We start from the raw sequence: 14,098 nt of genomic DNA on the forward strand, positions 1-14,098 counted from the left end.
GCTGCGGAGGTGCGCCGACTGTCGGCGTGCTCCCTCCCGATGCGGCACGCACCCCGGGACAGGGGCCGAGGGTGCCGAAGTGCGGCAGATGCGGCGGCGGAGGGTGCGGGACGGACAGCCGTGATCGGTGCACCATACGGGCGCTCGGTGCGGCGGCGGCACTGGATCGCACCGTCGGACCATGCGGATGCTCGGTGCTGAGGGGGCACACACCGCACCCGCGCATCGTGCGGATGTTTGGTGCTGAGGGGGCACGCATCGCACCCGGCGCAGCCCTTCTGCCTTCTGCGCGGTTACCGGCGCTTCCTGCGCAGGCCAGGTCGCGAGTACCGCGCGTCGTCTGCCACAATGGCCGCCTGACCCGCCGACCCCCAGGGCATGCGGTGGTACCGGTCACTTTGGTGTCAGAGGCCGAACATCGCACGACACGCTGTCATCCCGTCAACCCTTACCGGGGGCCGGTTCTGCTGAGTCCACTTCTGCCTGGTGAGCCGTAGACGATCGGACACGAGGGCCTCGTCACCGCGGGCGTCCACCGAGATGCCGTCGTGCTCGTAGCCGAGCTTGCGGGACACGCCCTGAGAGGCGTGGTTGTCCTGGAACACCTCGGTACGCGCAGCACGTGCGTCGAGGTGGTCGAAGGCCAGGGTGAGCAGGCCCACCCGAGCCTCGGTTCCGTAGCCCTTGCCTTGGTGTTCGATGCCCAGCCACGAGGACGTTGTGACCTCCCGGACGACGAGGAAATCGCGGGCTCGAAGCGTGACCACGCCAAGCGGTCGGCCGTGGTGGAAGACCCCGAGTCCGAGCTGCCACGCCGCCACGCTCCATCCCGCGAGCCGGCTCCAGTGTCCTTGGAGCACAGACCGTGCGCGATCCTCGGGACCGCCCTCGGTCCACGGAGTCAGGAACGGGCGCTCGTCTGCCCGGTGCACGCCTTTGGCCGCCAGATGTGCCAGTGCCGCCAGTTCTTCCTCCCGCGGCAGGCGGAGTTCAAGTCGTGGGGTGAAGATGGTCAGGCCGTATTGGGGCCACAGCGCGGAAAGCACGGGCCGGATCATGACGACCAAGTCCACGCCACGCAACCGAATTACTGACCGAGATCAGGATTGTCATCGGCATGTCGGTGCGGGCGAGTGGGCGATTCACGTGGCCGTGCTTTGGGGTGCGCTGTGCGTGTCGGGGGGTGGGGGCGCGATGCTGGGGTGTGGCCGGTGGCATGGACTGAGGAGGGTTTGGCGTGCGGGTGTGTGATGAGTGTGGGTGCCCCGAGTACGGCGGGCCGCCGGGGTGCGGGAGTTGTGCGGCGTTGCTGACGCGGGAGCTCGCCGGTGCGTGGGGCCGTTTTCTGAGCGCGGAGGGCTTCTCGGCCGGGGAGTTGCCTGCGGAGGAGGAGGTGGAGCTGGCGCGGATGGTGGCCGACGAGCCGGATCGGCACCCGTGGCGGGTGGTGGACGCGGCGCTGGATCTGCTCGGGTGTGCCGAGTGCGGAGGGCCGCTCGGGCGGGGGCCGCTGGGGTGCGGGCCGTGCCAGTTGGCCGACGGGTTCCGCTATTCGGCGATCGAGATCGACCGGCCGGGGGTGCCGCCGGGCAACGAGCACGCGATCCGGGTCGGGTTCTCGGTGCTGCGGGCGCCGCACCGGCAGTCGGCGGCGACCGTACTGGGATGGCGGCTCAACCTGCCCCACCTGATGGCCGGACGCCTGCCCACGACCGCGCAGGCCCAGGCCCTGCGGGCCCGGATCAACCGCGGCGCGACGTACGCCGAGCTGGCCCCCACCCTCTTCACCGGCTCGTAGCCGCTACCTCACGGCGTCGAGGTCCAAGTCGATGTCCACCGGGAAGCCGATGTCGGTCTTGAGCCTGCCGCGGTGGACCCCGGTCGGGACGTACGCCTTGACGGCCCGGTCGAGCTCGTAAGTGTAGGCGACCAGGCCCTGATCCTCTTCGAGCCGCCACAGGTACTTGATCCCGGCGGTGGAGTACTTGATGGGCTTGGTCGTGCGGTCGCGGTCCAGCGACTCCGGTGACGCGACCTCCACCACCAGGTGCACGTGCTGCGGCTCGAACGAGGTGACGCTGGTCGTGACCGCGCTGCACCGGACCAGCATGATGTCCGGCTCCGGACGCTGGCGCATGCCGAGGGTCACCGTCATCTCCCGGACCACCATCAGGTCGGCGGGAGGCCGGATGCCCCGCTCCAGGAGTCTGAGGACCAGCATGTGGAACCAGGTCTGAGGCGGTCTCATGACGAGGGCTCCGTCGATCAGCTCGAGGTGATCGAGCATCTCGGCGGTCCAGCCGCCGGGAGGCCCGGGGAAGAACCAGTCGGGAAGCCCGGTGGTCGTGCGGCGGCTCTCCGTGTGATCGCTCACCGGAGGCATGGTGTCACATCTTGTAGTCGCCCGGCTGGTCCTTCGGGGGGTTGTGCTGGAGGGTGCGGCGGTAGAGCTCGTCTATCTCGTCCAGGGGGTCGGGGGCGGAGCGGCGGGCCTCAAGTTCGAGGTCGGTCCGGCCCTGGAGGTCGGCCAGGCCGGTGGCGGAGTGGGCGAGCTGGTCGTTGAGGAGGTCGGCGCGGATCCGGGCGCAGGTGGTGATGAGCTTGGTGTGGTGGTCGCGCAGGCGGTCCAGGCCGACGTGGTCGATCAGGCCGGTGGCGCGGCGCTGCTGGGCGTAGGTGCCGAGCTGGCTGTCGAGCAGGTCGGCGTGCTTGGCGACCTCGGCGACCAGGGTGGGCAGCTCGCCCAGGCCCCATCCCTCGCGTACGGCCTGGTCCACGGCCTGGCGGGTGATCTGGACCTCGCGGCGGAGGTTGACCCGCATGCGCTCGGCCTCGGCGGCCTCGCCCGTGCCCATGGCGTTGACATGGGTGGCGATCTTGGGGATCGCCTGGCGGGCCTTGCGGGTGGCGGCCTTGCCGAGCTTGATCGCGAAGTAGAGCCCGACGCCGCCGACGACCAGGAAGATCAGGAAGATCACCAGGATGATCATGATGAGCGTGTCGATCGTGGACACCTCCCGTCCCGCGCGGATGGCGGCGCCAAGGGGCCGAGTGGCGCCGGTCGATGCAGATGCCATCCACCATATCCGTCTGGCACCGCGGACGGATGGACGAGTTGATCGACCGGGACATCCTCGGCCATCACGACTCCCCGGCCCGCTGTACCCGGACGCCGGGCCGGCCGGGGGCGCGCCGGTTCGGCCTCGAAGGCGCCTACTGGCTGATCGGCGGGATCGACGCCTGGCCGGACGACCCGGAGCGGCGGGCGCTGGTGCTCGCGGCGGCGCGGCGTACGGAGGAGGAGCCGGCGCTGCCGGGCGTCACCGGGCACATGATCACAATGGCGCGGACGCGGCCCGTTGCCGCCGCCGGCGGCGCAGGCGGGCCCAAAGGCGCCAGGCCAGGAAGGCGAGCGCGGCCAGCGCCACCAGGACCAGCGCCGGCAGGAAGACCGCCAGCAGGCTCAGGCCCAGGGAGCCCGCGTCCTCCACGGTGCTGACCACGGGGGCGCCCGCACCGGCCGTGGTGGCGTTGACCACGGGCCGGGCGGCCGACTTGAGCGCGTGCACGATCAGGGCCAGGACGATGCCGAGCAGCCAGCCGGCCCAGGGGTGCTCCGCCATCCAGGCCGAGCCGTCGAGTTCGGCGGCGGCGGAGGTGGCGCTGAAGACCACGCCCCCGGACGCCGGGCGCACGGCGGTCTGGATGATGTCGTTGACGTGGTCCACCACCGGCACCTTGTCCAGCACGAACTCCGCCACCAGCAGGACCGCGACGATGGCCAGCACCCACCCGTTCGCCAGCCACTCGTAGCCCTGCGGCAGCCGCACCGCGTCGGTGAAGTTGGCGAGCAGGCCGACGACCAGCAGCGGAATGTACGCGTTGAGCCCCGCGGCCGTGGACAGACCGAGCCCGGTGAGCGTCGCGAGCATGCGGGCACCACCCCCGCCCCCATTTCTACCCGGTGCCGGGGCGGCTGCGGGGCCGGGCGCTCGGTGCGCATGCCGATCCGAGGCAGGGGAGGAGGGGGAGGAGCCTGGGGGAGGAGTTCGGGGGAGGAGCCTGGGGGAGGCGGGGCGGCGGTCAGGCGGGTGTGATGCGGTTCAGGAGCCTGGGGGAGGCGGGGTCGGCGGTCGGGCGCGTGGGATGCGGTTCAGGAGCCTGGGGGAGTGGGGACGGCGGTCAGGTGGATGTCATGCGGTTCAGGCGCGCCAGGGCGTCGCCGAACTCGGCGATCATCTCGTACACGACCCGGCGGGCCGGCTTGACCTGGTTGAGCTGGCCGACCACCTGGCCGACGAAGTAGTTGGCGAGCTTCTGCGCGCCCTCGTTGCCGAACTCGGCCGAACGGGAGATCCGGGCCATCGCGCTCTCGGCGATCAGCATCTGCAGCGGCATGGGCAGGGGGCCGGGGCTCTCGGTGGCCTCGTCCCACTCCTCCGTCCAGGCCGACTTGAGCTGGCGGGCGGGCTTGCCGGTGCGGGAGCGGGAGCGGGTGGTGTCGAGCGAGGTGGCGGCGAGCATCTTGCGCTTGACGGCGGGCGGGGTCTCGGCCTCCTCGGTGGTGAGCCAGACCGAGCCGCACCACACGCCCTCGGCCCCGAGGGCCAGGGCGGCGGCCATCTGCCGGCCTGAGGCGATGCCGCCGGCGGCCAGCACCGGGACGTCCACCGCGTCCACGACCTGCGGGACCAGCACCATGGTGGACACCTCGCCGGTGTGCCCGCCGGCCTCGCAGCCCTGGGCCACGATCAGGTCCACCCCGGCCGCGACCTGCCGCCGGGCGTGCTCGACGGAGCCGACCAGCGCGGCCACGGGCACGTGAGCCTCGCGCGCCAGGCTCACCATCTCGGGCGGCGGCGGGCCGAGGGCGCTGGCGATCAGGCCGATCGGGTGCTTGAGCGCGACCTCGATCAGTCCGGTGGCGCCCTCGGCGGTCACCCGGCGGCCGAACTCGTCGGCGTGCGCGGAGAACGAGCCGGTGACGGGGTCGATGCTGCTCACGGCGTACTTGTTGAACAGGTGGGCGACGAAGTCGCGGTGCCGCTCGGGGATGTGCTCCATCAGCCGGGAGTCGCGGTCGGCGACCGACGCGTCGATCTTGCCGGGCACGAGCACGTCTACCCCGTACGGCCGCCCGCCGACGCGGTCGTCCAGCCACCGCAGCTCGGCGTCGAGCTGCTGCGGCGAGTACCCGGTGGCGCCGAGCACGCCGAACCCGCCCGCGTTCGTCACCGCCGCGACGACGTCCCGGCAGTGGCTGAAGGCGAACAGCGGGAAGTCGATGCCGAAACGCGCACAGATCGGGGTCCGCATGGGCCGACCGTAACTCCGGGGCGGCGCCGGGTCCAGGGTCTGTGCACTTGCAGCCGCACTTGCACCTGCAAGCACGCTCGGGTCTGCCTGTCCCTGTCTACGAGCGCACGCGCGGGGCCTGCCTGTGCCTGTCTGTGCCTGCCTATGCCTATTTGTAAGCACGCGCGGGTCTGCGCCTGTGTGTGAGCGCGCGGGCACCTACGCCCGCCCGACGAGCACGCGGGCCCTACGCCACGTCGGTCGTGTGGCCCGGGTGGAGCGGGGAGTGCCAGCCCAGGCCGGGGGTGTGCTCGCGCACGATCCGGGCCGGGACGCCGGCCAGCACGCAGTGGCCGGGGAACTCGCCGCGCACCACCGCGCCGCCCGCGACGACCGTGTTCCGGCCCAGGCGGGTGCCGGGCAGGATGATCGCTCCGGCGCCGAGCCAGGAGCCGGAGCCGATCGTCACCGGGTTGTTACGCGGCCACTGCCGTCCGATGGGCACGTCCGGGTCGTCGTAGACGTGGTTCTGGTCGGTGATGTAGACGTATGGTCCGGTGAACACGTCGTCGCCGATGTCGATCCACTGGTGGCCCACGATGTGGGAGCCGCGGCCGATGGAGCAGCCGCGGCCGATGCGCACCACCGAGTTGGGGCCGAGGTCCAGGCCGGGGCCCATGCCGGCCGAGATCGACACCCGCTCGCCCACCAGGGTGCCCTCGCCGATCTCGATGTAGGTCTCGCCGAAGATCGCGCCGAGTGGGAACGACAGGCACGCGCCCTCGCCCAGGCGGCGGAACCGGTATCCGGCCGGGGTGCGCGGCGTCACGGCGCCGGCCGCGCGGATGGCGGCCCAGCCGCGGTGGATCAGCGCGCCGGCGGCCCGCCGCAGGACATGTCGCAGTACCATAAGGGGCCAAATTACCGCTAGGTCATACCAGAGGGAAACCTGCCCGTGCCTACCCGTTAAGGCACGTGGCGCGCGTTGTTTGATAATCTGAGAGCCCGTGGACATTGGAGGCCGCCCGACGGGCGGGCCGGCGATCGAGACGACCACGGGAGCCCTCTTGCGCAGCGCCGCACAAACCAAGCATCTGTTCGTAACCGGCGGCGTCGCCTCCAGTCTGGGCAAGGGCCTCACCGCCTCCAGCCTGGGGCGCCTCCTCAAGCTCCGTGGCCTGCGGGTCACGATGCAGAAGCTCGATCCCTACCTCAACGTGGACCCCGGGACGATGAACCCGTTCCAGCACGGTGAGGTCTTCGTCACCGACGACGGCGCCGAGACCGACCTCGACGTGGGCCACTACGAGCGCTTCCTCGACACCGAGCTGCACGGCTCCGCCAACGTCACCACCGGCCAGGTCTACTCCAACGTCATCGCCAAGGAGCGCCGCGGCGAGTACCTCGGCGACACGGTCCAGGTGATCCCGCACATCACCAACGAGATCAAGGACCGCATCCGCGGCATGGCGGGCCCCGACGTGGACGTCGTGATCACCGAGGTCGGCGGCACCGTCGGCGACATCGAGTCGCTGCCGTTCCTGGAGGCCGTGCGCCAGGTCAGGCACGAGGTCGGCCGCGACAACTGCTTCTTCCTGCACGTGTCGCTGCTGCCCTACATCGGCCCGAGCGGGGAGCTGAAGACCAAGCCGACCCAGCACAGCGTGGCCGCGCTGCGCAGCATCGGCATCCAGCCCGACGCGATCGTCTGCCGCTCCGACCGGCCCATCACCACCAGCCTCAAGCGCAAGATCAGCCTGATGTGCGACGTGGACGAGGACGCCGTCGTCAGCGCGATCGACGCCGCCAGCATCTACGACATCCCCAAGGTGCTGCACTCCGAGGGCCTGGACGCGTACGTCGTGCGCCGTCTCGGCCTGCCCTTCCGCGACGTCGACTGGAAGGAGTGGGACCAGCTCCTGCGCCGGGTGCACCGCCCGGCCAAGGAGGTCACGATCGCCCTGGTCGGCAAGTACATCGACCTGCCCGACGCCTACCTCAGCGTCACCGAGGCCCTGCGCGCGGGCGGCTTCGCGGCCGACGTGCGGGTCAACATCCGCTGGGTCAAGAGCGACGACTGCGAGACCGAGGAGGGCGCGGCCCGCGAGCTGGACGGCGTGGACGGCGTGCTCGTGCCGGGCGGCTTCGGGGTGCGCGGCATCGAGGGCAAGGTCGGCGCGGTCAAGCACGCCAGGGAGAACATGATCCCGCTGCTCGGCATCTGCCTGGGCATGCAGTGCATGGTGATCGAGGCGGCCCGCAACATCGCCGGCCTGGAGGGCGCCAACAGCGCCGAGTTCGAGCCCGACGCCGCCCACCCGGTGATCTCCACCATGGCCGACCAGGAGGACGTCGTGGCCGGCGAGCGCGACATGGGCGGCACGATGCGGCTCGGCCTCTACCCGGCCAATCTGGTGGAGGGCAGCCTGGCCCGCAAGCTGTACGGCAAGGCCAGGGTCGAGGAGCGCCACCGCCACCGCTACGAGGTCGCCAACGCCTACCGCGAGCGGCTGGAGAAGTCGGGCATGGTCTTCTCCGGGCTCTCGCCCGACGGCCGCCTCGTCGAGTACGCCGAGCTGCCCGAGGACGTCCACCCGTTCTTCGTCGGCACCCAGGCCCACCCCGAGTTCCGCTCCCGCCCGACCCGGCCGCACCCGCTGTTCAAGGGCCTGGTCGCGGCGGCGCTGGCGTACGCCGACTCGCGCGGCGAGGCCGCCAAGCTGGCGCGGGGCAAGTGAGCCGGCCGATGAACCCGGGAGGGGACGAGCGGGTGAAGGTCGTGGACACCCCGCAGGAGTGGGAGGTCCTGGGCACCGAGGAGCGGTTCCGGGGCCGGGTGATCGGCGTGCGCACCGACACGGTGCGCATGCCGGCCGACGCCGTCGCCGACCGCGACTACGTCGTCCACCCCGGCTCGGTCGCGGTGCTCGCGCTGGACGAGCACGACCGGGTGCTGCTGCTGCGCCAGTACCGCCACCCGGTACGCCACCTGCTGTGGGAGCTGCCGGCCGGCATCCGCGACGTGGACGGCGAGCCGCCCGTCGAGACCGCGGCCCGCGAGCTGGCCGAGGAGGCCGCCTACCGGGCCACCACCTGGCACACCCTGGTCGATCTGTTCTCCTCGCCCGGGATGACCTCCGAGCGCATCCGGGTCTTCCTGGCCCGGGGACTGAGCGAGATCCCCGAGCATGAGCGCGACTTCGAGCACCACCACGAGGAGATCGACATGCCGGTGGTGTGGATTCCGCTGGCAGAGGCCGTGGAGAAGGCGCTCGCGGGCGAGATCCACAATTCTCCGGCCGTGGCCGGTATCCTCGCCGCATACGCGGCCTCGGCCGGCGGGTTCGCCTCGCTGCGCCCCGCCGACGCCCCCGAGGCGTGACGTGACTCGCGGCATGACGGGAGGTGGGGGCGCTGAGCGAGACGGAGGCCGTGCTCTCCAGCTACCTCGCCCACCTGGCGGTGGAGCGCGGGCTGGCCGCCAACACCCTCGCCTCCTACCGGCGTGACCTGCGCCGCTACGTCGAGCACCTGCGCGAGCGCGGCCGGCACACCTTCCGCGAGGTCGGCGAGGACGACGTGGTGGCCTTCCTCGACGCGCTGCGCGAGGGCGACGCCGAGCACCCGGCGCTGGCCGCGGGCTCGGCGGCGCGCGCGGTCTCGGCCGTGCGCGGGCTGCACCGCTTCGCGCTGCGCGAGGGCGCGGCGGCCCACGACCCGGCCCACGAGGTGCGCTCGCCGCGCGGCCTGCGCCCGCTGCCCAAGGCGATCAGCGTCGAGGAGGTCGAGCGGCTGCTCGCCGCCGCGGGCCCCGACGGCGCCCCGCTGACCCTGCGCAACCGGGCCCTGCTTGAGCTGCTGTACGGCACCGGCGCGCGCATCTCCGAGGCCGTCGGCCTGGCCGTGGACGACGCCGGGCCGGGCGGAGACGACGGGCCCGGCGGGCAGGGCGAGACCGCCGTGGTGCGGCTGCGCGGCAAGGGCGGGCGCACCCGGGCCGTGCCCCTGGGCCGTTACGCCAGGCGGGCGCTGGAGGCGTACCTCACCCGGGCCCGGCCGCTTCTGGCCGCGCACGGCCGTGGCACCCAGGCGCTGTTCCTGAACGCCCGCGGCGGCCGGCTGACCCGCCAGGGCGCCTGGGAGGTGCTCCAGGCCGCCGCCGAGCGGGCCGGCCTGGCCGGGGTCTCGCCACATATCTTGCGACATTCGTTCGCAACTCACCTCCTGGACGGGGGTGTGGACGTTAGGGTTGTCCAGGAGCTTCTCGGCCACGCCTCGGTGACCACCACCCAGGTCTACACGCAGGTGACGGTCGACCGGCTCCGCGAGGTCTACGCCGCGGCGCGCCCCCGCGTCCGGCGCTGACCACAAGTGATCTACTATTGATCGAGCAGCGCGAACATCGATCACAGCGCGTACGGCTCCGGCGCCGCGCGGCCTGGCGATCCAGTGCCTGCGGGCGCGCCGCCTTGCCGCATACGTGCTGACGCCATAGTGTCCGTCCGGACGGTCCGGTTCGGGGCCGTCAGGGAGGTTCATCTGGTGACTTTGACCACCGACGGTTCTGGCCGGGAAACGACCCCCGGCACCCCCGACAACCCCTGGGGTGACACCAAGACCGCCGCGCCCCCGCACGGTGGCGGAATCCTCGGTCCGACCGGGCGCCCCCGCCCCACGTTCCCCGAGCCGCGCCCGCGCACCACGCACGGACCGGCGAGGATCGTGGCGATGGTCAATCAGAAGGGCGGCGTCGGGAAGACGACCACCACGATCAACCTGGGCGCCGCGCTCGCCGAGTGCGGGCTGAAGGTGCTGCTGGTCGACTTCGACCCGCAGGGCGCCCTGTCCGTGGGGCTCGGCATCAACCCGCTGCAGCTCGACCTCACCGTCTACAACCTGCTGATGGAGCGCGGCGTCACCGCCGAGGACGTCCTGCTGAAGACCAACGTCGACGGCATGGACCTGCTGCCCAGCAACATCGACCTGTCGGCGGCCGAGGTCCAGCTCGTCACCGAGGTCGCCCGCGAGCAGGTGCTCGGCCGGGTGATCAAGCCGCTGCTGCCCGACTACGACGTGTGCCTCATCGACTGCCAGCCGTCGCTGGGCCTGCTCACGATCAACGCGCTCACCTGCGCCCACGGCGTCATGGTGCCGCTGGAGTGCGAGTTCTTCGCGCTGCGCGGCGTCGCCCTGCTCATGGACACCATCGCCAAGGTCAAGGAGCGGCTGAACGAGGGCCTGGTGATCGAGGGCCTGCTGGCCACCATGTACGACGCGCGCACCCTGCACGGCCGCGAGGTGCTGGCCCGCGTCGTCGAGGCGTTCGACGACAAGGTGTTCCACACCGTGATCAACCGCACGGTGCGGTTCCCCGACGCCACCGTGGCCGGCGAGCCGATCACCAGCTTCGACTCCTCCTCCCTCGGCGCCAGCGCCTACCGCGAGCTGGCCAGGGAGGTCCTGGCGAGGTGGCCGGACCCCGGTGCCTGACGGCCCCGCCGTGGGCCCGGTCGGGGGCGGCGACGGCGGGGTGGCGGCGGAGGAACGGCCGGCGGGCAGGCCCGACGCGTTCCAGGTGCACCTGGACGTCTTCGAGGGCCCCTTCGACCTGCTCCTCGCCCTGATCTCCAAGCACAAGCTGGACATCACCGAGGTGTCCCTGTCCAAGGTCACCGACGAGTTCATCGCCTACATCCGCTCCCGCGGCCCCGAATGGGACCTGGACCAGGCGAGCCACTTCCTGCTCGTCGCGGCGACCCTGCTCGACCTCAAGGCGGCCCGGCTGCTGCCCTCCGGCGAGGTCGAGGACGAGGAGGACCTCGCCCTGCTCGAAGCCCGCGACCTGCTGTTCGCCCGGCTGCTGCAGTACCGCGCGTACAAGGAGGTCGCCAAGATCTTCTCCGGGCGGATGGCGGCGGAGGCGCTGCGCTTCCCGCGGATCGTGCCGATGGAGCCGCAGTTCGCCAACCTGCTGCCGGAGCTGGTGCTCGGCATCGGGCCCGAGCAGCTCGCCAAGATCGCGGCCAAGGCGTTCCGGCCCAAGCTCCCGCCCTCGGTCTCCACCGCGCACATCTATCAGCCGCTCGCCAGCGTGCGCGAGCAAGCGGCTATCCTGGTCGAGCGGCTCAGGCGGGTGCGCCGGGCCACGTTCCGGGCGCTCGTCGCCGACTGCGCCGGGACGTACGAGATCGTCGCGCGTTTCCTGGCCGTGCTCGAACTGTTCCGCGAGGCCGCGGTGAGCTTCGAGCAGCTCGAACCCCTCGGGGAGCTGCACGTGACCTGGACGGGCAGCGACGACGGCGACGTCGCGGTGGCCGACGACTACGACGAGAGCGCGGAGAAGAAGCGGTCCGATGAGTGACGGTCCCATGCACGACGGCGGCGCCCCCGAGCCCGCCCCCGAGCCCGCACCCGGCGCGGCCGGCGTCGCCGAGCCGGGGCTGCACGCGGCCCTGGAGGCGATCCTGCTCGTCGTGGACGAGCCGGTCGCCGAGGTGACCCTGGCCCAGGTCCTGGAACGGCCCACCCACGAGGTGGCCGCGGCCCTGCGCGAACTGGCCGCGGAATACTCCGCCACCGGACGGGGTTTCGATTTGAGACAGGTGGCGGGCGGCTGGCGTTACTACACGCGGGCCGACTGCGCGCCGGTGGTCGAGCGGTTCGTCCGCGACGGCCAGCAGACGCGGCTGACCCAGGCCGCCCTGGAGACCCTGGCCGTGGTCGCCTACCGGCAGCCGGTGAGCCGGGCCAGGGTGGCGGCGATCCGCGGTGTCAACAGCGACGGGGTCATGCGCACCCTCGTCGCCCGGGGCCTGGTCGAAGAGGCCGGCACCGACCCGGAGAGCCAAGCCGTGCTCTACCGGACGTCTTCCTACTTCCTGGAGCGGATGGGGCTGCGGGACCTCGATGAGTTGCCCGATCTCGCCCCGTTCCTGCCAGACGACGTGGAATCCCTAGAGGAGAGCAAGTGAACGACAGACGTACCCCGTCCGGTGATGGACGCGGTCGAGGACGGACCACGGGCCGCGCGGGCGGCACCGACGCACGCGGCGGCCTCCGCGCCGGCCGCGCCGGAGCCCGCGAGGGCTACGGCCGTGGCGGCGGCCGGCAGGACCGCGACCGCCGCGACGCGCGCGACCCGCGCGGCTCCCGCGAGCAGCGCGGTTCCCGAGACTTCCGCGACTCGCGCGACGTGCGAGACTCCCGGGATTCCCGCGACCGCCGCGACCAGCGCGGCTCGGGCGACTTCCGCGGCTCCCGCGACTTCCGCGGCGGCTCCGGGCCCGCCCGCCCGGCCTACCGCGGCTCCGGCGACGGCGGCACGTTCCGCGACGGGTCCGGCCGCGGCCGCGACGACCGGTACGGCGACCGCGACCGTCCCCGTGACCGCGGCGACCGGTACGGCGACCGCGACCGGTATGGCGACCGCGACAGGTATGGCGACCGCGACCGGTACGGCGACCGCGATCGTGACCGTGCCCGCGACCGCGGAGCCTTCCGGGCCGACCGGGCCGGGGCGCGCGGCGGATACTCCCGCCGCGACGAGGAGAGCTCGCGCAGCCGCTACGGCAGGCGCGACGACGACGGCCCGCGCGGCGGCGCCCGGTACGACCGCGGCCGCGATGACGCCAGGAGCGGCGGCGGCCGGTACGACCGGGGCCGCGACGACGTGAGGACCGTCGGCGGCGCCCGGTACGACCGCGGCCGCGATGACGCCAGGAGCGGCGGCGGCCGGTACGACCGGCGCCGTGACGACGTGCAGACCATCGGCGGCGGCCGGGCCGGCGCCGGCGGGAGCGGAGGCGTCCGCGCCCGTTTCGGCGGCGGGCGGGCCCGCGAGTGGGACCGCGACGCCCGGCGGCAGGGCGGCCGGGACGAGCGTCCCGGCGACCGTCACGGGGCCACCGGCCGTCCCTCGGGCGGCGACCGGGCCCCGGCGCGGGCGCGTGACGCGTTCAAGACCGACGCCCAGCCGCTGCGCGACCCCGACCACTTCCCCGAGGGCTACACCGACGAGCGCGACACCACCGAGGTGCCCGACGGCGTGCGGCTGCAGAAGGTGCTCGCCCAGGCGGGCGTGGCCAGCCGCCGGGCGTGCGAGGAGATGATCGGCGAGGGCCGCGTGACCGTGGACGGCCAGGTGGTGCGCCGCTTCGGCGCCCGGGTGGATCCGGCCAAGCAGGTCATCCACGTGGACGGCAAGCGCATCCCCACCGCGCCCGACCTGGTGTACTTCGCCATCAACAAGCCGATCGGCGTCGTCAGCACGATGTCCGACCCCGAGGGGCGGCCGTCGCTGGCCGACTACGTGGCCGACCGCACCGAGCGGCTGTTCCACGTCGGCAGGCTCGACACCGAGACCGAGGGCCTGATTTTGCTCACCAACGACGGTGAGCTGGCCAACCGGCTCACCCACCCCAGTTACGGTGTGCAGAAGAAGTACTGGGCCAAGGTGCCCGGCCCGATCGAGCGCGACCTGGGCCGCCGTCTGAAGCGGGGCATCCCGCTGGATGACGGGGTGGCCAAGGTCGACGACTTCTCCGTGGTGCAGGAGCACGGGCAGCAGGCGCTGGTCGAGATCGTGATCCACGAGGGCCGCAAGCACATCGTGCGGCGGATGCTGGCCGAGGTCGGCCACCCGGTGATCGACCTGGCCCGGATCGAGTTCGGCCCGGTCAAGATGGGACGGCTGAAGTCCGGCACGGTGCGCTCGCTCTCGCTGCGCGAGGTGGGCGAGCTGTACGCCGCCGTCGGGCTGTAACCTTTCCGGACACGCAACCGGCATTCGGGAACTTGAGGGGAC

14 protein-coding genes are annotated in these 14,098 nt (G+C 72.4%); 8 read left to right on the forward strand and 6 right to left on the reverse strand.

Translation table 11 applies throughout. The features are described 5' to 3' along the window. Positions 1-404: 404 nt before the first annotated feature. Positions 405-1,073: a GNAT family N-acetyltransferase gene (locus HNP84_RS07430; RefSeq protein WP_312924072.1), complete on the reverse strand. Its 669-nt coding sequence runs from the start codon at positions 1,071-1,073 to the stop codon at positions 405-407. A gap of 233 nt (positions 1,074-1,306) precedes the next feature. On the opposite strand from HNP84_RS07430, the gene HNP84_RS07435 reads away from it, so the two are divergent. Continuing rightward, a complete protein-coding gene (locus tag HNP84_RS07435) occupies positions 1,307-1,798 on the forward strand; it encodes a hypothetical protein (protein WP_221335972.1) in 492 nt (163 codons plus the stop codon). A gap of 3 nt (positions 1,799-1,801) precedes the next feature. Here HNP84_RS07435 and HNP84_RS07440 read toward each other — a convergent pair whose 3' ends face one another. The 5 genes from HNP84_RS07440 to HNP84_RS07460 form a co-directional block, all read right to left on the reverse strand. Next, positions 1,802-2,383: a Uma2 family endonuclease gene (locus tag HNP84_RS07440; RefSeq protein WP_185048644.1), complete on the reverse strand. Its 582-nt coding sequence runs from the start codon at positions 2,381-2,383 to the stop codon at positions 1,802-1,804. A gap of 4 nt (positions 2,384-2,387) precedes the next feature. Continuing rightward, positions 2,388-3,077: a hypothetical protein gene (locus HNP84_RS07445; protein ID WP_246517914.1), complete on the reverse strand. Its 690-nt coding sequence runs from the start codon at positions 3,075-3,077 to the stop codon at positions 2,388-2,390. Between the two features lie 258 nt (positions 3,078-3,335). Then, positions 3,336-3,932 carry a DUF4126 domain-containing protein gene (locus HNP84_RS07450; RefSeq protein ID WP_185048645.1) on the reverse strand — a complete coding sequence of 199 codons (597 nt, stop codon included), beginning with the start codon at positions 3,930-3,932 and terminating at the stop codon, positions 3,336-3,338. Positions 3,933-4,182: 250 nt separating this feature from the next. Further along, on the reverse strand, positions 4,183-5,316 hold the full coding sequence (locus tag HNP84_RS07455) for an NAD(P)H-dependent flavin oxidoreductase (RefSeq protein WP_185048646.1): 1,134 nt from the start codon (positions 5,314-5,316) through the stop codon (positions 4,183-4,185). Positions 5,317-5,542: 226 nt separating this feature from the next. Then, positions 5,543-6,205 (reverse strand): acyltransferase, encoded by a 663-nt coding sequence (locus HNP84_RS07460; RefSeq protein WP_185048647.1) that lies wholly within the window; start codon positions 6,203-6,205, stop codon positions 5,543-5,545. Between the two features lie 157 nt (positions 6,206-6,362). Between HNP84_RS07460 and pyrG the strand changes: the two genes are divergently transcribed. From pyrG to HNP84_RS55885, 7 genes are all read left to right on the forward strand, one after another. Beyond that, positions 6,363-8,033 (forward strand): CTP synthase, encoded by a 1,671-nt coding sequence (gene pyrG / locus HNP84_RS07465; protein ID WP_185049000.1) that lies wholly within the window; start codon positions 6,363-6,365, stop codon positions 8,031-8,033. An 8-nt stretch (positions 8,034-8,041) separates the two neighbouring features. Beyond that, on the forward strand, positions 8,042-8,677 hold the full coding sequence (locus HNP84_RS07470; protein WP_185048648.1) for an NUDIX domain-containing protein: 636 nt from the start codon (positions 8,042-8,044) through the stop codon (positions 8,675-8,677). A 32-nt stretch (positions 8,678-8,709) separates the two neighbouring features. Then, positions 8,710-9,660, forward strand: a complete 951-nt coding sequence (locus HNP84_RS07475) for a tyrosine recombinase (protein ID WP_185049001.1) — start codon at positions 8,710-8,712, stop codon at positions 9,658-9,660. Positions 9,661-9,837: 177 nt separating this feature from the next. After that, on the forward strand, positions 9,838-10,785 hold the full coding sequence (locus HNP84_RS07480; RefSeq protein WP_185048649.1) for a ParA family protein: 948 nt from the start codon (positions 9,838-9,840) through the stop codon (positions 10,783-10,785). Positions 10,786-10,825: 40 nt separating this feature from the next. Continuing rightward, the gene (locus HNP84_RS07485; RefSeq protein ID WP_185049003.1) at positions 10,826-11,656 is read left to right on the forward strand and encodes a segregation and condensation protein A; all 831 of its coding nucleotides are present in this window, start codon (positions 10,826-10,828) and stop codon (positions 11,654-11,656) included. Continuing rightward, positions 11,649-12,266, forward strand: coding sequence for an SMC-Scp complex subunit ScpB (scpB, locus tag HNP84_RS07490; protein WP_246517915.1), 618 nt, complete (start codon positions 11,649-11,651; stop codon positions 12,264-12,266). Before HNP84_RS07485 ends, scpB begins: the two co-directional genes overlap by 8 nt. Then, positions 12,263-14,056: a pseudouridine synthase gene (locus HNP84_RS55885; protein WP_185048650.1), complete on the forward strand. Its 1,794-nt coding sequence runs from the start codon at positions 12,263-12,265 to the stop codon at positions 14,054-14,056. The genes scpB and HNP84_RS55885 overlap by 4 nt, the downstream gene beginning before the upstream one ends. Positions 14,057-14,098 lie beyond the last annotated feature (42 nt).

Source organism: Thermocatellispora tengchongensis (assembly GCF_014202315.1).
Classification (GTDB): Bacteria; Actinomycetota; Actinomycetes; order Streptosporangiales; family Streptosporangiaceae; genus Thermocatellispora; species Thermocatellispora tengchongensis.

Bases quoted from the DNA above. Each gene is read 5' to 3' on its own strand.
- HNP84_RS07440 (WP_185048644.1), bottom strand. From the start codon at position 2,383: ATGCCTCCGGTGAGCGATCACACGGAGAGCCGCCGCACGACCACCGGG.
- HNP84_RS07445 (WP_246517914.1), bottom strand. From the start codon at position 3,077: ATGGCATCTGCATCGACCGGCGCCACTCGGCCCCTTGGCGCCGCCATC.
- HNP84_RS07450 (WP_185048645.1), bottom strand. From the start codon at position 3,932: ATGCTCGCGACGCTCACCGGGCTCGGTCTGTCCACGGCCGCGGGGCTC.
- HNP84_RS07455 (WP_185048646.1), bottom strand. From the start codon at position 5,316: ATGCGGACCCCGATCTGTGCGCGTTTCGGCATCGACTTCCCGCTGTTC.
- HNP84_RS07460 (WP_185048647.1), bottom strand. From the start codon at position 6,205: ATGGTACTGCGACATGTCCTGCGGCGGGCCGCCGGCGCGCTGATCCAC.
- HNP84_RS07470 (WP_185048648.1), top strand. From the start codon at position 8,042: ATGAACCCGGGAGGGGACGAGCGGGTGAAGGTCGTGGACACCCCGCAG.
- scpB (WP_246517915.1), top strand. From the start codon at position 11,649: ATGAGTGACGGTCCCATGCACGACGGCGGCGCCCCCGAGCCCGCCCCC.